Raw genomic sequence first — 19,344 nt, forward strand, 5'->3', positions numbered from 1 at the left:
ATATAGTACTTTCTAGCATTTATAACTATATCGATAATTTTAAACATACTATATTTAAAAATTCCTAAATGTCAATATTGAATGTATAGAATTTTTTCGCTATAATCGTAACATAATGTATAAGCTCAATAAGAAAACTACCATATATTGTAGTTTTCTTATTTTTCTGATTAGATTTAACTTAAAGATATTTTATACTTTTCAGTCTAATCTTATATATGCTTAGATTAACAGTTTTATTACTTTTAAGACTCAAGGGGAACAGTAATGGAGATTATGATCAAGAAACGGGATGGCCATTTCGAGCCGTTGTCCGTTGAAAAAACGAAACGTATGATTGCCTTCGCATGTTTGGGGTTAGATTCTTGTGATCCACTAGAATTGGAAATGGATGCGAAGTTACAATTCGTTGATGGCATGACTACTAAAGAGATTCAAAAAACTTTAGTACAAACAGCTATCGAAAAGGTTATCTCTAAAAAAGACGATGGCTTCGGCAACCAAGTCAACAAAATGAACCAAGATTGGCAATTCGTAGCGGCTCGTCTATTCTTGTTCGACCTCTATAAAGAAGCTGCTATCACTCGCCGCTATAAAGCATTCGGCTATGGCAACTTCCCAAATCTTGTACACATGCTTGTAGAAGAGAAAAAATACGCTGACTTCTTCGTTACAGAATATACTGCTGACGAATTACAAGAGTTAGGCGACTACATCAAACCTAAACGAGACTATCTCTTCAACTACGAAGGCCTTAAATTGTTAGCTGACCGTTACTTAGTAAAAGGTTTCAACAAAGAAATCTACGAATTACCGCAAGAACGTTTCATGGCTATCGCTATGCACTTAGCATTAGTAGAAGGCAAAAACAAAGTAGAATACGCTAAAAAATTCTACGACTTGATGAGCCAATTAAAAATGACAACAGCTACACCTACATTGGCAAATGCTGGCACACCGTTCCATCAATTGTCCTCTTGCTTCATCTCTGGTGTAGATGATAATTTATGGTCCATTTACGACGTAAACAGCAAGTTCTCCCGCGTATCTAAACACGGTGGTGCTCTTGGTATCTACCTTGGTAAAGTTCGTGCATTGAACTCCGACATCCGCGGTTTCAAAAACTCCTCTGGTGGCGTTATTCCTTGGATCCGTTTATACAACGATACAGCTGTTGCGGTAGACCAATTAGGCAAACGTAAAGGCGGCGCTACAGTAACACTCGATATTTGGCATAAAGACTTCTACGAATTCGTAGAGCTTCGTACAAACAATGGTGACGACCGTCGTAAAGCACATGATATCTTCCCTGCTATCTCTGTTCCAAACATCTTCATGGAACGTATGATTGCACGTGAAAACTTCACCCTCTTCGACCCTCATGAAATCTTAGCCGTAAAAGGCTATGCCTTAGAAGACTACTTCGATACAGAAGACGAAAAAGAGTTTACAAAACGCTATATCGAATGTGAACAAGATCCTAACTTACACGGCATCGAAGTTCCGGCGCTAGACATGATGAAAAAAATCATGCGCTCCGCGGTTGAAACTGGTACACCGTTCATCTTCTTCCGCGATACTGTAAACGCTGCAAACCCTAACAAACATGCAGGTATGATTTACGCATCCAACTTGTGCCACGAAATCGCGCAAAACGTTGGCTTCACTAATCTTGCTGAAGAAATCATCAACGAAGATGGTACTATCACTACTAAAACAAATACGGGCGACATGGTTACATGTAACTTGAACTCCATCAGCCTTGGTCGTATTACTGACGAAGAATTGGAAGAAAACATTGCCCTTCAAATTCGCATGTTAGACAATGTTATTTCCATTAACCAAGCACCAGTACCAGAGTCTCGTATGACGTCTGATAAATACCGTGCTATCGGTCTTGGTACTTCTGGTTACCACCACTACCTCGTAAACCACGATATCCAATGGGAATCTGATGAACATATCGAAGTAGCGGACAAATTGTTCGAAAATATCGCTTACTATGCGATCAAAGCTTCCATGGAATTGGCAAAAGAAAAAGGTGCATATCCTGCCTTCAAAGGTTCCGAATGGGAAACTGGTGCATACTTCACACGCCGTGGTTACACATCCAATCGTTGGAAACAATTAGCTGCAGATGTTGCTAAATATGGTATCCGCAATGGTTACTTAATGGCCGTAGCTCCAACTGGTTCTACTTCCAATATTGCGAATACAACAGCTGGTATCGACCCTATCTTCAAAAAATTCTTCATCGAAGAAAAGAAAGGTTCTTTCACACCAAAAACTGCACCAGATTTGAACAACAAAACATTCTGGCTCTACAAAGAGGCACATACAATCGATCAACAATGGTCCATCAAAGCTTGTGGCGTACGTCAACGTCATATTGACCAAGCACAATCTTTCAACTTGTACATTACACCTCAAATGAAAGCGAAAGAAATTCTCGACCTTTACGTTGAGGCCTACAAACAAGGGATTAAAACAATCTACTACATCCGTAACCAATCCCTTGAAATGGATGAGTGCACTAGCTGCTCCTCCTAATACTAGATGTGTATATAAATCTGATGACGACCTATAGCAGTATAGGTCGCATCGTTGTATAAAGGAGTCCTACTATGGATAAAAAACTGATTTTCAACGAACATGGTGAACGTGGCACGCAAGCTATGATTGGTGGCAATACCACAAACCTTCGCGAATGGAACCGTATCAAGTACGACTGGGCTAACCAAATGTACCGTACGATGCTCAACAACTTCTGGATTCCTGAAGAGATTTCCTTGAACGAAGACGTTAAGCAATTCCCATACTTAACAGATTACGAACGCCGCGCATTCGACAAAATCATTGCGTTCTTGAACTTCCTTGATTCTATTCAATCTGAAAACTTGCCTAACTTGAGCCGCTATATTACAGCATCTGAAGTGGCGTCCTTATTGAATATCCAAGCATTCCAAGAGGAAATTCACGCTCAAAGTTATTCCTATATTTTAGACACTGTAACAAATCCTATTACACGTGACAAAATCTATGACGAATGGCGTACAGATAAAACATTGCTCGCTCGTAACCGCTTCATCGCCGATGCATACCAACGTTTCAGCGACGATCCGAGCGAAGCAAACCTTATTCATACAATTATTGCTAACTATATCTTAGAAGGTATCTACTTCTACTCTGGTTTTAGCTTCTTCTACACATTGGCACGCCAAGGTAAAATGACAGCTACATCCACAATCTTCAAATATATCAACCGCGATGAAGTAACTCACCTTGTATTGTTCCAAAACATCATCCGCGAGTTACGCCGTGAACGCCCTGATTTGTTCACACCTGAATTAGAAGAAAAAATCACTGACATGATTCGCCAAGGTACAGAGAACGAAATCGCTTGGGGTCAATACATCACTGATGATAAAATCCTCGGTCTTAACAACGTTCTTATCGAACGCTACATCAAATACCTTGCGAACATCCGTTTAGAAGCAATCGGCTTACCGCATCTATATCCTGAAATCAAGGATAATCCAATGGAATGGATTGAAAGTTTCTCCAACTTGAACAGCACAAAAACTGAGTTCTTCGAAGCAAAAGTTACAAACTATACAAAAGCGGCAGTCTTTGATTTCGATGACTTAGAGTAATAACAACAAAGATAAAAGAAAAAGTGATTCTCACGGTGTGAGAATCACTTTTTTCTTTATAAAGGTTATTCGGTTAATAACTATTAGCCAGCTGTATATGGGCTGAATCGACCAGCAAATAGATAGGAACCCATTTTACCGAGTTTAGCAGCAAAGACAGAAGCAACAATACCTAAAATAATCATAATCCATGCATTATCTGCATTTACGCCATCAGCAATAGCGATGTAGGCTTGTACACAGGACAAGATGAAGTAAATGATTGTTAAGTAAATTTTTGCTTTTGGAATCTTAGACTTTCCTGTTTTGTAACGTAATATACTACCGATATAGCCAGAGATGCCACCAATAATAACGAGGAGTGGTAGAATCATTGCTACTAATGTAATAGCAGAGAATAATACATCTGCAATAGATGGAATTACCAATGCGATAACAGGTACTAAGAAAGAAGCTGCTGTTGCTGCGATTGGGAAATGTACCGCAATTGGATGTAAATGAAGATCTAGCAATTTTTCACGTTTAGGATCAATGCGACGTGGCTTGTAATCCATCCAAACTGTTGGAGGGAAACCACATGTTGGACAAGGTTGATCCCTGTACTTTGCTTCCTCAATATATCCGCATACACGGCAAATTATCCATTCTGTACCTGGTTCAGGTGTTGGTTTAGCTGCGGTAGAACTTGTTGCTGCCGTAGCTGCTTTTTGTTCTGCTGTCATTATGAAATCTCCTTACTTAAGAAATTCTATGTAATTGAATAATAATTATTATTTATCTATATTATAGCACAACTTTATAATTAAAAGTAAAATTTATATACTTATTTATAAATTAAATATATTGCTCTACTAATGCACCTATAATCAAATGCAGCGGCATTTGAATTTGATAACTTAGAATAATAACAAAAAGATACCCAATCCAGAACTTTGGATTGGGTATCTTTCTATCGCTTATATTTAGGAATTTCTTGATATTGTAGTACTGTTGTCATACCTGCTACAAAAGCGAGTGCCAATGTAGCTACTTTTACAAATTTAAACATCGCTCGTCTCTCTAAACCAAATACTATCATATAAAAATCTATATGAATTTCAAAAATAATCCCCAACGCCACCCTCGTTTGTACAGTTGACACGTGGTAATACATTGTAAATTGTATCAATACATTTGTGCGCAAATAGGCCTACACTGTAGATTTTCATTCGCCCCATGAACGTATTCATAATAAACTTAGTAAAAGCAAAAGTTTTGTGTCCACCCTGTTTCAAACTACCAACTATATTAGCTTTCAATCAATTCAGTTGTCCAGTTAGCAGACTGCAATAGATTATCTAATAAACGAACTTGTTTTGCTATATTGTCAGCTTCTTTTTGGATATCTCTGACATTAACGGTCGGTATTAATTTAATCTCAGACCCTCTTGCACGGAAATTAATACTACCTGCGCTATTCGCCAATGTTCGATAAGCACTGAGACGCAATGCAGCACTATCTTTTTCAGCAATGATTTCAGTAATAGAACGACCTTCTACAATAGTTTTACAATTCGTTAAATTAATATCAGCAATTAATTTTTGAAGTCTAGTTACACATTGATCTAATGCTTTCAAGAGCTCTTCAGGGCTCTCATTCGGTACTTCTCCTTCTTGTACTAAGCTGTTTGAAGTTAAACGAAGCTCTAAATCGCTGATTTTATAATTTAAATCAGCTCTTTCTTGTAATGCCTCTGCTAATTTCATAATTTTTCACCTCACAACAAAAATATATTAATTTTCTTATTAAACACTATGTACAATACATATATCCGCTAATTCTTATTATACAACGCAATTCAATGGCTTATAAAACCTTCCGCATCATCACGTGTGGGCAACCTTCATCTAGGTATTCCTCCCCTTCTGCCTTATAGCCAAGGGATTCATAAAATGGTTTTGCCTGTACTTGCGCCGACAAGGAGCAGGTCTTAAATCCATCACGGCGAATGCCGTTTTCTGCGGCCATCATAATCTTAGTACCTAGATGTTGTCCGCGATATAGCTTGCGTACCACCATGCGCCCAATATGGGCATCTCCAGCTACGTCACTTGGAAAATATCGGCAAGTACCAGCCGCTTTGCCATCCATAGATAAGAGAACAAATTTTGCAGTCTCATCGATTTCATCAAATTCTTCTGTAAAACCTTGTTCCTTCATGAACACATCAATACGTATTTGTCTTATTTCATCAGTAATATGATCTAAAATTTGAATAACCATAGGTACCCTTTCTAATTACAAGCATATTTGTAAAAATCGATTCATTCGTATTACGCAACACACTGAGCACTTATTACTTTTATTATAGCAAAAACAGGCCTAATCCCATAAAACTTCTCCGTTCCGATTAATTCCCTTTAAAAATATATTTTAAAACTTCCATGAAATTTAATTGTAAGTATTGCATAATTTTATCATTTGGGTTTATACTATACCCAACATTTTAGAAAGGAGCAACCAAAGATGACTAACCAAATTAGCCTCGCTACAAAACAATACTTTTATTGGTTCTTTATCCAACGTACGGGTAAGGAACTATTTGTGGTGCGCTAATTAAGATTGAGTTATTATTAGTTGCTTAGAATAGTAAAAGGGCTACCCGTATTAGATTACGGGTGGCCCTTTTTTGTTTGCTATCCCGTATGGTAAGCCCTACTATTCACTGTAGTTACAAGGAGGAATTATCATGATTATTACATTGAAACAAAACGCAGCACAAACAGAGGTATCTCGTTTACGCAGTGAATTAGAGGCTCAAGGATTTGTTATTCATCCTGTAGAAGGCACACGCTACAATATTTTAGGTCTTATCGGCGACACTGCATCCCTAGATGCTCGTCAAATTGAATCTCTTGATTTCGTAGATAAAGTAACTCGTATTCAAGAGCCATACAAAAAAGCAAACCGTAAATTCCATCCCGATGATTCTGTAATCAATGTAGGTGGTGTATTGATCGGTGGTGGTCACTTCGCAGTAATGGCTGGTCCTTGCTCCGTAGAAACACCTGAACAAGTAATCGAAACTGCAAAAGCTTGTAAAGAAGCGGGTGCTACTATCCTTCGCGGCGGCGCGTTCAAACCTCGTACATCCCCATACTCCTTCCAAGGCATGGGTCCAGAAGGTTTGGAATTGTTAGAGCTTGCTAAAAAAGAAACTGGTCTTCCTATCGTTTCCGAAGTTATGGATATTTCCCAATTACAATACTTCGATAACGTAGATATGCTTCAAATCGGCGCTCGTAACATGCAAAACTTCACACTGTTAAAAGAAGTAGGTAAATTAAATAAACCAGTTCTTTTAAAACGTGGTTTATCTGCTACATACGAAGAATGGTTGATGGCTGCTGAGTACATCATGTCCGAAGGCAATGAACAAGTTGTATTATGCGAACGTGGTATCCGCACATTCGAAACTAAAACTCGTAATACCTTAGATGTAACAGCCATCCCTATGATGCACGAATTATCTCACTTGCCAATCATCATGGACCCTAGCCACGCAGCAGGTATGAGCCGCATGGTTCGTCCACTTTCTCTTGCATCTGTAGGTGGCGGTGCAGACGGCCTTATGATCGAAGTTCACAATGATCCATCCAAAGCATTATGCGACGGCCCTCAAGCATTACGTCCAGACCAATTCACTAGCCTTATGAAAGAAATTATCGCATTACGCCAAGCATTGGTAGAATGCACTAAATAATCTTAAACACCACACAAATAAGCTAGTATCCTTTATAATAGATACTAGCTTATTCTTTTAAGAAAGGAACCGTTATGACTCGCATCCATATTAACGCGTCCACACCGTATGACGTTGTCATCGAGGAGGGCGCTTTACAACGCATCACCGATTTTATTAAACCGTTAAAACCAAATTGTCGTGTTATCATCGTCAGCGACAGCAACGTGGCCCCACACTATTTGGACTCTGTGAAAGCTAATATGGAATATGCCGGTTATACTGTTTGTGATTATGTGTTCCCCGCTGGTGAAAGCTCCAAAAATGCTCATCAACTCATCGATTTAGTAGAGTACATGGCGGCCCAATCGTTAACGCGTAAAGACCTCCTCATCGCTCTTGGCGGTGGTGTTGTAGGTGATATGGCAGGCTTTGCAGCAGCTACATACCTACGTGGTATAGACTATGTACAGGTCCCTACCTCTCTATTAGCTGCTGTAGACTCCTCTGTAGGTGGCAAAACAGCAGTCAATCTCGAAGCTGGTAAAAACCTTTGGGGTGCTTTCAAACAACCTATCCTCGTTCTCTGTGATCCAACGACACTCAATACATTGCCAGACATGGAGTGGAAAAATGGATGTGGCGAGATTATCAAATACGGATTTCTCGATGTACCGGGTTTACTCACGCAGCTAGAGAATAGACCATTAATAAAACATCGCGGTAGCGTTAGTGGCGTAATTGCCCGCTGCGTACAAGCAAAGGCAGATATCGTTGAGCAAGATGAACGCGAATCTGGTGTTCGCGCCCTCTTAAATCTAGGTCATACCTTTGGTCATGGCATCGAAAAGGCGAGCCACTTTGAAGTACACCATGGTTATGCCGTAGCGATTGGCATGGTCCTCATGGCGCAAGGTGCTGTAAAACATGGAGAATTAGATGCAGAAACATTAGAAAAATTAAAAGCCCTTATCGAAGCACATGATTTGCCAACTACAACGACTATAACGAAAGAAGAAATTTTAGCTACTGCTAAGCACGATAAAAAAAGTGAAGGAGCTACCATTAAAATTGTAGTTCCTACTAGCTATGGTCACAGCGAACTTAAGGTGGTAACACACGAAGAGCTGGCTACCTATTTAGATTAAGGAGATTTATATGCATTCTGTAACGAACGCCATCCCTACAGGGACTATCGCGTCCATTCCGGCAAAGGCCCATGCACATCGTGCATTGATTTGTGCAGCCCTTGCTACCTCTCCATCTACGATTTTACTGAGTCGTACCTCTAAGGATATCGATGCAACGATGGCCTCCTTGCGAGGCTTAGGTGCTCACGTAGTATATGAAAATAAAGTTGTTACCGTTACACCAGGCCCTGCACCAGCAAAAGGCAATGTAGTTCCCCATGAATCAGGCACTACATTACGCCTCTTATTACCTGTAGCAGCGTCTATCTGTAACGATGTAGACGTAGATGCTAAAGGTCATCTACCAGATCGTCCTCTAGAACCTATGCTCGGCGAAATGAAAGCGCACGGCGTAACTTTTTCCCAAGATAAACCGCCATTCACTATGACAGGTCGTCTTCAAGGGGGCAATTTCTCCATGGTAGGCGATGTAAGCAGTCAATTCTTCTCTGGATTATTGTTGGCTGCTCCTCAAATTGGCTTATCTACTATTACCTCTACTACGCCACTACAATCTAGTGATTATGTAACATTAACCACTGAAACCATGCGCGATTTTGGTGTAGAAGTAGAGCATACCTTACCAGATACCGATATTAATGAGGCTTTCACAGTCCCATTTGGTGCATCCTTCATCGGTCGTGATAATTACCAAATCGAAGGCGACTGGTCTAATGCAGCAATCTGGATGGTGGCAGCTGGTATGACAGGCAAACCTATTACGATTACAGGAATGAACAAAAACTCTGTACAAGCGGACCGCCGCATCATGCAAGTTATGATTGATGCTGGTTGTGATGTTGTATGGGATGGTATGAATGTAACGGTCACAGGTCGCGCTTCTAAACCGATTCATGCAGATCTCGAGCAAATGCCAGATATGTTACCTGTTATGGCAGCCCTTGCTTGCTCTATTTCTGGTGAAAGCGCCTTTGTTAAGGGTGCTCGCCTACGTCTAAAAGAATCGGATCGTCTTGTAGCCGTTGCTAATCTCGTAAGAGACTTAGGCGGTACAGTTCGTGAAGAAGGCGATGACCTATACATCATCGGTAGTGGTATACTTAAAGGTGGCCAAGGTGATTGTGTAAATGACCATCGCCTCGTTATGGCTGGCACATTGATGGCCCTCATCAGTGAAACCCCTGTAATACTAAAAGATAGCGAAGCTATCACAAAATCCTATCCAGACTTCTTTGAGGACTGGAACTTACTGGGCGGTAATGCACAACCAGTTTAGATTTCTAATTGTATCTGGTGTAATCTAATAGATAATAGAAATAGTACGTACTATATAGTAGGAGTTAATATAATGGCATCTAATTTCGGTAAAACCATACAGGTATCTACCTTTGGCGCCTCTCATGGGTACGCCATTGGCGGTATTGTAGAGGGTCTACCTTGTGGACATACCATCGATATCGATGAATTAAAAGCCTTTTTAAAGCGCCGTGCGCCAGGGCAAAATCAATTAACAACGCAACGTAAGGAAGCCGATATACCTGAGTTTTTAGCAGGTATCGTAGATGGTATGCTCAGCGGTTCTCCATTGGCATTTATGATCCGCAACACATCGCAACATTCTAGCGATTACAATAACTTGCGCGATATCCCTCGCCCATCTCATGCGGACTTCACGGCTCGCATGCGCTACGGCGACAAGGTAGATATGCGCGGAGGTGGCCATTTCTCAGCTCGCCTTACAGCACCACTTTGCGTAGCTGGTGGCATCGCCCTTCAACTATTACGTGAAAAAGGCATCGAAATCCACGGCCATTTAAAACAAGTGGGAACGATCCAAGATGCTCCTATCGATATGGTTCATCCAGATATGAAAGCATTAGCTAACATCGCTACAGAACCAATCGCTATGATTGATCCAGAAAAACGTAGCGAAGTTGAAAACTTGGTCATGAAGCTAAAAAAAGATGGTGACTCTACCGGTGGTATCGTTGAGGTCGTTGCTACAGGGCTACCTATTGGCCTTGGCAATCCAAACTTTGACGGCATCGAAAACCGTTTAGCTCGCGTTATCTTTGGCGTACCTGCCATTAAGGGCATATCCTTCGGCGGTGGTTTTGATATGTGTGCTAAGCTTGGTTCCGAAGTGAATGATGCTTTCACCATGGACGGTGACAAGATTACAACAACTACCAATAATAGCGGTGGTATCCAAGGCGGTATTACTAATGGTTTACCGCTCGTTATGCAAGTAGGCATCAAGCCAACACCATCTATTTACAAAGAACAACATTCTGTATCACTTTCACAAAAAGAGGACACATTGCTCACCATTCAAGGTCGTCATGACCCATGTGTGGCGCTTCGTGCAGTACCGGTTATCGAAGCCGTAACAGCCCTCGTTATTCTTGATTTCTTAGGAGATATTGACCATGAACTTAGATGAAGTACGCGTTAAAATTAACGACATAAACGATCAGATGCTCGAATTATTCAAAGAGCGCATGGAACTCTCCAAAGACGTTGCAGCGGCAAAGAAAGAAATGAATAAGGCCATTTACGATGCTAAACGGGAACGAGATATTCTCGACAAAGTAACAAGAGATGCGGGGCCTGACCTTGATTTATATGCGCGTCGTTTCTTCGAAGCCTTATTTAGCTTGAGCCGTACGTACCAGTCTGAACAATTATTCCAAGATAATGAATTTACTGTAAAAATGAAAAAAGCCATTGAGCAATCCCCTACCTTGCCTCCTCAACGAGGCAGCGTAGCTTGTGCTGGCGTATTCGGTAGCAATGCACAAGTGGCATGCGATAAATTATTACCACTTAGCCAAATTCACTACGTAACAGGATTCCGCGCCGTATTCGATGCCGTTGAGTCTGGTGAATGTCAATTCGGTGTATTGCCTATCGAAAATAGCTCCAATGGTTCTGTAAAAGAAGTATACGACCTTCTTGAAGATCGTAAATGCTATATTGTGCGTGGTACACGCCTATGGATTTCTCACGACCTACTCGTGAAAAAAGGCACAAAACTAGAAGATATTCATACTATCATCTCTCATCCACAAGCATTGGGCCAATGTAGTCACTTCCTAGATACATTAGAAGGTGTAGAATTACGTTCCTTCGATAATACGGCTCGTGCAGCACAAATGGTAGCGGCTAGTGATGATCCAGGTGTCGCAGCTATTGCAGCGCCTCAATGTGCAGACTTGTATAACTTGTCTCCGTTGATGCGCAATATCCAAAATAGTGATAATAACTATACGCGCTTTATCTGCATTAGCAAGGACTTCCATGTGTACCCAGGGGCCAATAAAATCTCTGTAGTAACGACAGCAAGCCATGCTCCAGGTGGTCTTGGTACATTGCTTACCAAGTTTGCTAACATCAGCGTAAACCTTACAAAGCTCGAATCCCGCCCTATCGTAGGCCATAACTTTGAGTTCTTGTTCTACCTCGATTTAGAAGCATCCTTAGCGGATCCAAAGGTATTATCCGTGCTAGCAGAGCTTCACACATCACAAGATAAGTTCCGCTTGCTCGGCAACTACCCTGAAAACTAATATATTCATCCGTACTAGTACCTATAAGGGCATATATAGTACAATGAATATAGTTATAAAACTTCAATGGCTAATAGGTACCAGCCTATTAGCCATTCTATGTATATTAACCTAGGAGGTCCTATGAAATTTGGTTTACTTGGCCGTACGTTGGGCCATAGCTTTTCCCCTCGCATTCATAGTGCATTAGGGAATACAAATTACGAATTATTTGAAAGAGAACCAAGCCAATTGCAAGAGTTCTTTGATGCCCAAGAATTACAAGGCATCAATATCACCTTCCCTTACAAGGTAAATGCCCTTGAAGCTTGTGATGTAGTTGACCCTCGTGCGCAGCGCATCGGTTGTGTGAATACAATGGTCCGCAAAGACGGTAAATGGCATGGCTATAATACAGACTACGATGGCTTTGTATTTACCCTACAACATGCAGGCATTGATGTATCTGGCAAGGAATGTATCATTCTGGGCGATGGCGCTTCCTCAGCTACCGTTCACGTAGCACTCGAGGACTTAGGGGCAAAGAGTATCACTCATTTGTCTCGTAAAACGGCTCCGTTCTACAACGATGCACCTAATTACTACGAAACAGCACAGATTATTATCAACTGCACACCTATCGGCATGTATCCTCATAATCCAGCCAATCTCATCGATATTACGCAGTTTTCTAAATTGGAAGGCGTTGTAGACCTCATCTACAATCCACGTCGTACGATTTTACTGTTACAAGCAGAAATGATGGAGATTCCTCATTGTGATGGCTTGCCATTCCTTGTGGCACAAGGCGTTGAGGCGGCTAACCATTTCCAAGGTGAAAGCTTTGGCACCAAAGAAATCGAGCAAATCTTACGGGATATGCGTCGTGAAAAGGAGAATATCATCCTCATCGGCATGCCTGGTGTAGGTAAAACAACAGTTGGTAAAGCTCTTGGGGAAGAAATGGGCCGTACCTGCGTTGATGTAGATCAAGAACTAGAAAAAGAAATTGGCGATATTTCTACCTATATTACGGAGCAAGGGGAACCATCATTCCGTGAAAAAGAAGCGGAAATGATTGCAAAACTCGGCACTCAAACTGGCCTTGTGATCTCCACTGGTGGTGGTTGTGTAACAGTGCCTAAAAACTATGCACACCTACGCCAAAATGGTCGTATCTACCAATTAACACAACCAGTAGAAAACCTATCTACCTCTGGTCGCGTACTCTCTAGTGGCGGCATCGAACGCTTACGCGAACTAGAAGCAACCCGTACGCCAATGTATGAAAGCTTTGCTCAATGCATCGTAGAACATAACCGCAATGCACCAGAAACAGTAGCAGCTATCCTAGAAGACTTTGAGGCAAACCTATTATAAGAGCTTGTATATCTCATTTGTAAAACCCTTTACAAATAAATGGCTAAGAGCATCTACATCTGAATTAGTAAGAACCTCAATATTTTATCAGAAAATGCATTTACATCTGTATTTATAGATAAAACTAAAACTCATATCTTAACTTCATAGATATAGTACTAAAAGCAGTAGTTATTCCTAAGATAACTACTGCTTTTGTATTTCCCCTATGTATTATATGTATTTGTAGAAAACCACATTTGCAATTACAATGTAATTACAAATAGAATTAATTAACTTAACGAACGTTTAATATAAAATCAACAATATGACCAACGAATTACAGGTACAAGCCAAAAGAATACTAGGAGAGATACTATGAAAACCGTAAACCTACAAGTCCGCATCAACGAAGGTCTAAAACAAGAAGTATCTAGCATATTAAAGGCACAGGGCCTATCCTATACATCCATGCTAGACGCACTATTTCGTCAAATCATTAAGGAACGTCGCATTCCCTTCGCTATTACTTTACCAGCAACTCCTACAGACGAAACACCAACAACACGTACACTTAACAATGACGGCACTTACGAACAACCTCGAACTACATTAAAGGCCTCAGATACAATAAATACGTACGGAACATCAACAGAAAACGAGGTAGAAATATCCTTTGATAAAATTGATAAAACAGGCATACTCAATATCCGTATAAACCCTAAAGTTAAGACACTAACAACAGCTATATTAAAAGAAATGGGATTAACTATATCATTATTGATTACACTGATCTCCAAACAAATACAATTTTCAAAAGCAATTCCTAAGTCAGTAAACAAGCCTATCGCTTGTGACTCTATGAATGCAGACTTTCTTACTGACGAAGAAATCGATCAACTACTGGAGTTGTCATATATAGATATGGAACAAGGTAATGTAACGCCTTTAGAAGATGTTATTTCTGAATTAAAGAAAGAAGGTCTTCTCTTATGATACATAAGATTTTACTGTCTAAAATCGCTAAGAAAGACCTACGAAATATACTATTATCTCTAAAAGAAAAAACAGAAGATTTAAACCTTATTCTTCACCATCAGTCAGAAATCATTGATAATGCATTCTCGCTTGATATTTTTCCTGAAAGGTATCCTTTATATCACGGAAAATACAATAAGCAAAATTTTCGAAAAATGGTCACAAAACATTATATTATCTTATACTCTATAAAAAATAAAACAGTAATAATTAATAAAATACTAGCGCAAGGTATGAACATATAAAAAAGTCGGCTCTCGCCGACTTTTTAATGTACTTTTATGCGTTTATGTTGTTGTTCGTCGAATACGCCCTCTACGTCGATGGTGTCAAGAATTCGTTTTAGTTCATGCACATCGATTTGGCCTGGTGCCGATGCTTTGCCAGCAGAGGCAAAGGTCATGGCATTGCCAAATAGAGCACCTGCAGCACGTGTTACAGCTCCTAGTGGTCCCATGGCCATCGTAATGATTGGATCAGATGGATACAAGGCTTTCACCTCAGCTGTAGCCTCAAGTAGTGTAAGAACATCGCCTGTTGTATGCGGCATGACCGCCATCTTTGGCACGTCTGCCAAGAATTCTTTCATTTGAATGAGGCGATTTACAATGACTTCACGGCTCGGCGTACAGTGGAAATCATGGTTGCTCATGATAATAGTGATTCCATGAACCTTAGCAAACTCTATCGTTTTAAGCATTCTATCTTGATCAAAAAACAGCTCAATATCGATAGCATCCACCAATCCTGTAGGAATAAGACGTTCTAGCATTGTAAAGTAATCTTGTGTAGAAATAGCTTTCTCGCCGCCCTCGCCTTTTGTGCGCCATGTAAATAGTAAAGCACGACCTTTTAGCTGAGGCTTGATTAGCATTAATAATTCAATAATAGAGTCAATGGAGTGGGCCCGCTCGTAATAGTCAATGCGCAGCTCCACAACGTGACACGGTGTATTACATACAACCGCAGTGGCATCTAGAATTTCTTTCATGGTTGTGCCCACAATAGGCACGCATATTTTTGTACCCTTTTCGCCGAGTACAGTATGACCGATACGGACCATAATAACTCCTTTCTGTCCCACACGGTGAGACGAATGACTTACCTTAAATTAACTATATACCAATATTTTTGTAAAAGCAATCAATCTGCCTATATTGGATTGCTATTCACTAAAAACGTATGAAAGCCTGTTATTATGCACTAAAACTGTATTCTTAGATTAACGATTAACATCATTTTTAATTATATCCTACTCTTTAGGAATTATATAAATCAGTCATATTATTCAAATTTTATAAACCTAAGTCTATAAAAAATACCTTGTCAACTGCTAATGCAATTGACAAGGTATCTTTTAAATCACCGTCAAAATATATTAATCATGTTGTATAGACATTTTCCGAGCTTGGTATCCCATATAAAGTAATAGCAAACCTGTAATACTAAATACGTAGGATATACCAACGTAAGTAGATACAATACTTGCAAATACAGGGCCTACCATAGAACCAAATTGTTGGGCTGTCGTAGTCATACCAAACATGCGGCCTCTAAAGCTTGGATCTGTATTAAGGGTTACCGCTGCGCTCAAAGATGGATTGATACCTACAATACAAGAGCCGATTAGCACTTGTAGGACACCAAACCACCATATGCCTACTGGCAAGCTTTGAAGCAAGAGAACGACGCCACTACCGAGCATACAGTAGGATATCGTTCTAAAGTAGCCACGACGCTCACCAAGGCGCACCCATAAATTCGTCGTTAAGGAACCTGCTAGACCACCGATACTGAGGATAGTACCAGAAATAATGGCTGCCCCTTCCATAGTGCCTTGCATATCCCCTACATAAAGGGACAAAATCGGTTGTAACATCATGATGGCGCATTGCATGAAGAAGAAGATCCATAATAATCTTACTAGAACAGGTTGTTCCCGTACAGCTTTAAAGTCTTCACGCAAAGATGTGGACTTTTTAGGTTTTGTAGATTTATTATCCTCATTTGATTCAGCGATATGAAGTTTCGGTTCTTTTACAAAGAACAATACCGCTAAGGTAGCGATAAGCACAGCAATACCAGACACATAAAATACGGGACGCATGCCTACGATACTTTCAATAGCACCACCTAAAAATGGACCAATCACATTGCCTAAAATCAGGCCCGTTTGGAAAATACCGAGAGCACGGCCTACTTGTTTCTCATCGACGCTGAGGGACACCATGGTCATAGCCGCAGGATAGAAACCATTGGCAAAGCCTACAAAGGCACGGCCTAGCAATAGTTCATACTCGTTATTAACCATACCGATGAGAACATAGGAAACAGCAATAGCAAAACCAGCGCGCAAAGCCATCCGTTTCTTGCCCTTGTTATCTGCAATTTTACCCCAGATCGGCGCCATAATACCGGCTATGAGGAAGGTAATTCCAAAGACGAGGCCAGACCAGAGGGCTACGTCATCCTTCGGTACACCTAACTCCAATAGATAGATAGGTAAGAAAGGAATAATCATGGTGTAACATATGGCAAGCACGGTCATACTAGCCGTAATAATCCATACATTGCGCATGCCACCTCGAGCATCATATGCAGTTGTACTCATTTTGACCTCCTCTCCATATAATCGTATAGCTCATATAGCTCACATAGCTCGTTTAGCTAATCAAACAAGCATATCTGAGCAAACGAGCATAGCTAATCAAAATTCAATAATATATAAAGAAGAGCCGCATACGAAACGCGACTCTTTCAATACATTACCTAACAGATAGCCATATCAATAGGTGCTAACTAGTACTAATACTAGTGCTTATACTAAAACAGTTAGATTAGGCTATCATTATTCCGTTGGAAATTTGTGATCCATTACGTCTTGCAATGAAACGCGTTCCATTACATGACGGAATTCTGCTTGTAAGTGCTGCCACAATGGAGCCGTCAAGCAATCATTAAACATAGGACATGGCTCTACATCATCTTCTAAACAGGATACGAGAGCAATGGAGTCCTCTGCAGCATATAAAATTTCATATACATTGTATTCAGATGGAGACTTTACCAAACGATAGCCACCGTATTTTCCACGGCCACTTTTAACGAGGCCAGCGGAGGATAGACGAGATACAATCCCCTCTAAGTATTTATCGGAAAATCCTTGGCGTTCTGCAATCTCACGAATGGGTACATTTTTTTCTACCCCGTGCTCTGCAATATCAGCCAATATCCGTAAGGCATAACGCCCTTTTGTAGATATTTTCATAAGTTAACCTCTAAGTCATTCATAATATATTTATAGTATATCACAAATTCATACAAAAAATGGTGGGAAATATGATACACTATACATATATCGAAATATTTTTATTTGGGTATTTTTTAATTTCATATGGGAGGATGTTATCTAATGTTAGATAAACTATTTCAACTCAGTGAACGCGGTACAACTGTTAAAACCGAAATTTTAGCTGGTATTACTACGTTTATCACGATGGCGTACATCCTATTCTTGGCGCCTAACATTCTTAGTCTTGCGGGGATGGATAAAGATGCAGTCCTCATCGCTACAGCCTTAGGTGGTGGCCTTGTAACGATTGCTATGGGTTTATTCGTAAACTATCCTATCGCCCTCGCTCCAGGGGTTGGCCTCTTAGCCTTTTACTCCTTTACCGTAGTTCTCGGTATGGGCGTAACTTGGCAAACAGCATTGGGTGCGGTATTCATTTCAGGTCTCGTATTCCTCGTATTAACACTTACGTCAATACGCCAAATGATCGTTGAAGGCATCCCAGCCTCTATGAAGGTTGCCATTACTGTTGGTATTGGCCTCTTCATCGCTATCATCGGCTTAAAATTATCCGGCTTGATGGCTATCTCCATTAGTTTGTCTCCAAACTCCTTAGGTCAAGTTGTGCAAACGCACGGTAATTTAGTACCGCCTGCATCCGAAGCGCTCTTAACGCTTGGTAATTTGCACAGTGGCGAAACATTGTTGGCCCTATTCAGCCTCATCTTTACAGCTCTATTGATGGCTCGTAAAATTCAAGGCTCTCTCTTGATTGGTGTGGCAGTAACAACAATTCTTTCCTATGCTACGGGCCTTTCCACAATGCCTGAGAACTTCACTGTATTGGCAGTGCCTGATTTCTCTAAAGCAGCATTCCTTCAATTAGATATTCCTGGTGCGCTCCACATAGGCTTAATCACGATTATCTTCTCCTTCACCTTCGTAGAATTGTTCGACTCAATGGGTACTTTGATTGGTACTGCTACAGAGGCGAAAATTGCAGATCCTAAATCTGGTAAATTCCCAGGTCTTGGCAAAGCGATGACTGTCGATGCTATCGGTGTTAGTACTGGCGCATTGCTCGGTACTTCTACGATTACTGCCTTTGTTGAAAGTGCGGCAGGTGTAGGTGCTGGCGGCCGTACAGGCTTAACAGCTGTTACAACAGGCGTATTATTCTTAATCTGCTTGTTCTTGGCTCCAATCGTATCCTTGGTGCCAAATGCAGCCACATCTCCTGTTCTTATCATCGTTGGTGCCCTTATGTTAGGCGCTATCCGCAATATCGACTTCGATGATTGGACAGAAGGCTTCCCTGCATACCTAGTTATCGTTTTGATGCCATTCACATATAGCATCGCTAACGGTATCTCTGCAGGACTCGTTGCATACCCTCTACTCAAAATCATTGCAGGTCGTGCAAAAGAGGTTAACTGGATTATGTACGTATTAGCGGTACTCGTTATCATCCGCTACGTATTCTTCTAATTAATACCTAAAAGAACCTATCTCTAAAGATATTAGTAATGTAGTGACCCCAAAAAGTTAGACTTTTATTTCCGAGTAACCTAAACTGGTTGC

Annotated in this window: 17 protein-coding genes; 11 read left to right on the forward strand and 6 right to left on the reverse strand. The window is 40.6% G+C overall.

Going from position 1 to position 19,344, the window contains the following annotated elements:
• Positions 1 to 267: 267 nt before the first annotated feature.
• Positions 268 to 2,550: a ribonucleoside-diphosphate reductase subunit alpha gene (locus tag RYM16_RS07875; RefSeq protein ID WP_314983235.1), complete on the forward strand. Its 2,283-nt coding sequence runs from the start codon at positions 268 to 270 to the stop codon at positions 2,548 to 2,550.
• A gap of 74 nt (positions 2,551 to 2,624) precedes the next feature.
• The gene (locus RYM16_RS07880; RefSeq protein WP_314983236.1) at positions 2,625 to 3,653 is read left to right on the forward strand and encodes a ribonucleotide-diphosphate reductase subunit beta; all 1,029 of its coding nucleotides are present in this window, start codon (positions 2,625 to 2,627) and stop codon (positions 3,651 to 3,653) included.
• Between the two features lie 83 nt (positions 3,654 to 3,736).
• Here the strand turns inward: RYM16_RS07880 and RYM16_RS07885 are convergent, their stop codons facing one another.
• The 3 genes from RYM16_RS07885 to RYM16_RS07895 form a co-directional block, all read right to left on the reverse strand.
• On the reverse strand, positions 3,737 to 4,375 hold the full coding sequence (locus tag RYM16_RS07885; protein WP_314983237.1) for a hypothetical protein: 639 nt from the start codon (positions 4,373 to 4,375) through the stop codon (positions 3,737 to 3,739).
• A 565-nt stretch (positions 4,376 to 4,940) separates the two neighbouring features.
• A complete protein-coding gene (locus tag RYM16_RS07890) occupies positions 4,941 to 5,399 on the reverse strand; it encodes a DIP1984 family protein (protein WP_296007282.1) in 459 nt (152 codons plus the stop codon).
• 100 nt (positions 5,400 to 5,499) lie between these two features.
• Positions 5,500 to 5,916, reverse strand: a complete 417-nt coding sequence (locus RYM16_RS07895; protein WP_314983238.1) for a GNAT family N-acetyltransferase — start codon at positions 5,914 to 5,916, stop codon at positions 5,500 to 5,502.
• A gap of 466 nt (positions 5,917 to 6,382) precedes the next feature.
• Between RYM16_RS07895 and aroF the strand changes: the two genes are divergently transcribed.
• The 8 genes from aroF (at position 6,383) to RYM16_RS07935 (ending at position 14,716) form a co-directional block, all read left to right on the forward strand.
• Entirely contained in the window at positions 6,383 to 7,396 is a 1,014-nt protein-coding gene (aroF, locus tag RYM16_RS07900) for a 3-deoxy-7-phosphoheptulonate synthase (protein ID WP_009352378.1), read from the forward strand.
• Positions 7,397 to 7,470: 74 nt separating this feature from the next.
• Positions 7,471 to 8,523, forward strand: a complete 1,053-nt coding sequence (gene aroB, locus RYM16_RS07905; RefSeq protein ID WP_314983239.1) for a 3-dehydroquinate synthase — start codon at positions 7,471 to 7,473, stop codon at positions 8,521 to 8,523.
• Positions 8,524 to 8,533: 10 nt separating this feature from the next.
• Positions 8,534 to 9,802, forward strand: a complete 1,269-nt coding sequence (aroA, locus tag RYM16_RS07910; protein WP_314983240.1) for a 3-phosphoshikimate 1-carboxyvinyltransferase — start codon at positions 8,534 to 8,536, stop codon at positions 9,800 to 9,802.
• 72 nt (positions 9,803 to 9,874) lie between these two features.
• Complete coding sequence (gene aroC / locus RYM16_RS07915) at positions 9,875 to 10,969, forward strand: chorismate synthase (protein WP_314983241.1); 1,095 nt, start codon at positions 9,875 to 9,877, stop codon at positions 10,967 to 10,969.
• Complete coding sequence (locus RYM16_RS07920; RefSeq protein ID WP_314983242.1) at positions 10,956 to 12,095, forward strand: prephenate dehydratase domain-containing protein; 1,140 nt, start codon at positions 10,956 to 10,958, stop codon at positions 12,093 to 12,095. Before aroC ends, RYM16_RS07920 begins: the two co-directional genes overlap by 14 nt.
• A gap of 123 nt (positions 12,096 to 12,218) precedes the next feature.
• On the forward strand, positions 12,219 to 13,454 hold the full coding sequence (locus tag RYM16_RS07925) for a shikimate kinase (protein ID WP_314983243.1): 1,236 nt from the start codon (positions 12,219 to 12,221) through the stop codon (positions 13,452 to 13,454).
• A gap of 357 nt (positions 13,455 to 13,811) precedes the next feature.
• Positions 13,812 to 14,429, forward strand: a complete 618-nt coding sequence (locus tag RYM16_RS07930) for a type II toxin-antitoxin system RelB/DinJ family antitoxin (RefSeq protein WP_314983244.1) — start codon at positions 13,812 to 13,814, stop codon at positions 14,427 to 14,429.
• Entirely contained in the window at positions 14,426 to 14,716 is a 291-nt protein-coding gene (locus RYM16_RS07935) for a type II toxin-antitoxin system RelE/ParE family toxin (protein WP_314983245.1), read from the forward strand. Before RYM16_RS07930 ends, RYM16_RS07935 begins: the two co-directional genes overlap by 4 nt.
• Before the next feature lie 23 nt (positions 14,717 to 14,739).
• Here RYM16_RS07935 and aroD read toward each other — a convergent pair whose 3' ends face one another.
• The 3 genes from aroD to RYM16_RS07950 form a co-directional block, all read right to left on the reverse strand.
• Positions 14,740 to 15,534 (reverse strand): type I 3-dehydroquinate dehydratase, encoded by a 795-nt coding sequence (aroD, locus tag RYM16_RS07940; RefSeq protein WP_314983246.1) that lies wholly within the window; start codon positions 15,532 to 15,534, stop codon positions 14,740 to 14,742.
• Positions 15,535 to 15,849: 315 nt separating this feature from the next.
• Positions 15,850 to 17,082: an MFS transporter gene (locus RYM16_RS07945; RefSeq protein WP_314983247.1), complete on the reverse strand. Its 1,233-nt coding sequence runs from the start codon at positions 17,080 to 17,082 to the stop codon at positions 15,850 to 15,852.
• A 237-nt stretch (positions 17,083 to 17,319) separates the two neighbouring features.
• Positions 17,320 to 17,739 (reverse strand): Rrf2 family transcriptional regulator, encoded by a 420-nt coding sequence (locus RYM16_RS07950; RefSeq protein WP_105098147.1) that lies wholly within the window; start codon positions 17,737 to 17,739, stop codon positions 17,320 to 17,322.
• 144 nt (positions 17,740 to 17,883) lie between these two features.
• Here RYM16_RS07950 and RYM16_RS07955 point away from each other — a divergent pair, with 144 nt between their 5' ends.
• Positions 17,884 to 19,251 carry an NCS2 family permease gene (locus tag RYM16_RS07955; protein ID WP_314983248.1) on the forward strand — a complete coding sequence of 456 codons (1,368 nt, stop codon included), beginning with the start codon at positions 17,884 to 17,886 and terminating at the stop codon, positions 19,249 to 19,251.
• Positions 19,252 to 19,344 lie beyond the last annotated feature (93 nt).

The sequence above is a fragment of the uncultured Veillonella sp. genome, from assembly GCF_963524655.1.
Taxonomy (GTDB): Bacteria; Bacillota; Negativicutes; order Veillonellales; family Veillonellaceae; genus Veillonella.

Excerpts from the sequence above, each read along its gene's own strand:
- RYM16_RS07875 (WP_314983235.1), top strand. The coding sequence starts at position 268 with ATGGAGATTATGATCAAGAAACGGGATGGCCATTTCGAGCCGTTGTCC.
- RYM16_RS07880 (WP_314983236.1), top strand. The coding sequence starts at position 2,625 with ATGGATAAAAAACTGATTTTCAACGAACATGGTGAACGTGGCACGCAA.
- RYM16_RS07885 (WP_314983237.1), bottom strand. The coding sequence starts at position 4,375 with ATGACAGCAGAACAAAAAGCAGCTACGGCAGCAACAAGTTCTACCGCA.
- RYM16_RS07890 (WP_296007282.1), bottom strand. The coding sequence starts at position 5,399 with ATGAAATTAGCAGAGGCATTACAAGAAAGAGCTGATTTAAATTATAAA.
- RYM16_RS07895 (WP_314983238.1), bottom strand. The coding sequence starts at position 5,916 with ATGGTTATTCAAATTTTAGATCATATTACTGATGAAATAAGACAAATA.
- aroF (WP_009352378.1), top strand. The coding sequence starts at position 6,383 with ATGATTATTACATTGAAACAAAACGCAGCACAAACAGAGGTATCTCGT.
- aroB (WP_314983239.1), top strand. The coding sequence starts at position 7,471 with ATGACTCGCATCCATATTAACGCGTCCACACCGTATGACGTTGTCATC.
- aroA (WP_314983240.1), top strand. The coding sequence starts at position 8,534 with ATGCATTCTGTAACGAACGCCATCCCTACAGGGACTATCGCGTCCATT.
- aroC (WP_314983241.1), top strand. The coding sequence starts at position 9,875 with ATGGCATCTAATTTCGGTAAAACCATACAGGTATCTACCTTTGGCGCC.
- RYM16_RS07920 (WP_314983242.1), top strand. The coding sequence starts at position 10,956 with ATGAACTTAGATGAAGTACGCGTTAAAATTAACGACATAAACGATCAG.
- RYM16_RS07925 (WP_314983243.1), top strand. The coding sequence starts at position 12,219 with ATGAAATTTGGTTTACTTGGCCGTACGTTGGGCCATAGCTTTTCCCCT.
- RYM16_RS07930 (WP_314983244.1), top strand. The coding sequence starts at position 13,812 with ATGAAAACCGTAAACCTACAAGTCCGCATCAACGAAGGTCTAAAACAA.
- RYM16_RS07935 (WP_314983245.1), top strand. The coding sequence starts at position 14,426 with ATGATACATAAGATTTTACTGTCTAAAATCGCTAAGAAAGACCTACGA.
- aroD (WP_314983246.1), bottom strand. The coding sequence starts at position 15,534 with ATGGTCCGTATCGGTCATACTGTACTCGGCGAAAAGGGTACAAAAATA.
- RYM16_RS07945 (WP_314983247.1), bottom strand. The coding sequence starts at position 17,082 with ATGAGTACAACTGCATATGATGCTCGAGGTGGCATGCGCAATGTATGG.
- RYM16_RS07950 (WP_105098147.1), bottom strand. The coding sequence starts at position 17,739 with ATGAAAATATCTACAAAAGGGCGTTATGCCTTACGGATATTGGCTGAT.
- RYM16_RS07955 (WP_314983248.1), top strand. The coding sequence starts at position 17,884 with ATGTTAGATAAACTATTTCAACTCAGTGAACGCGGTACAACTGTTAAA.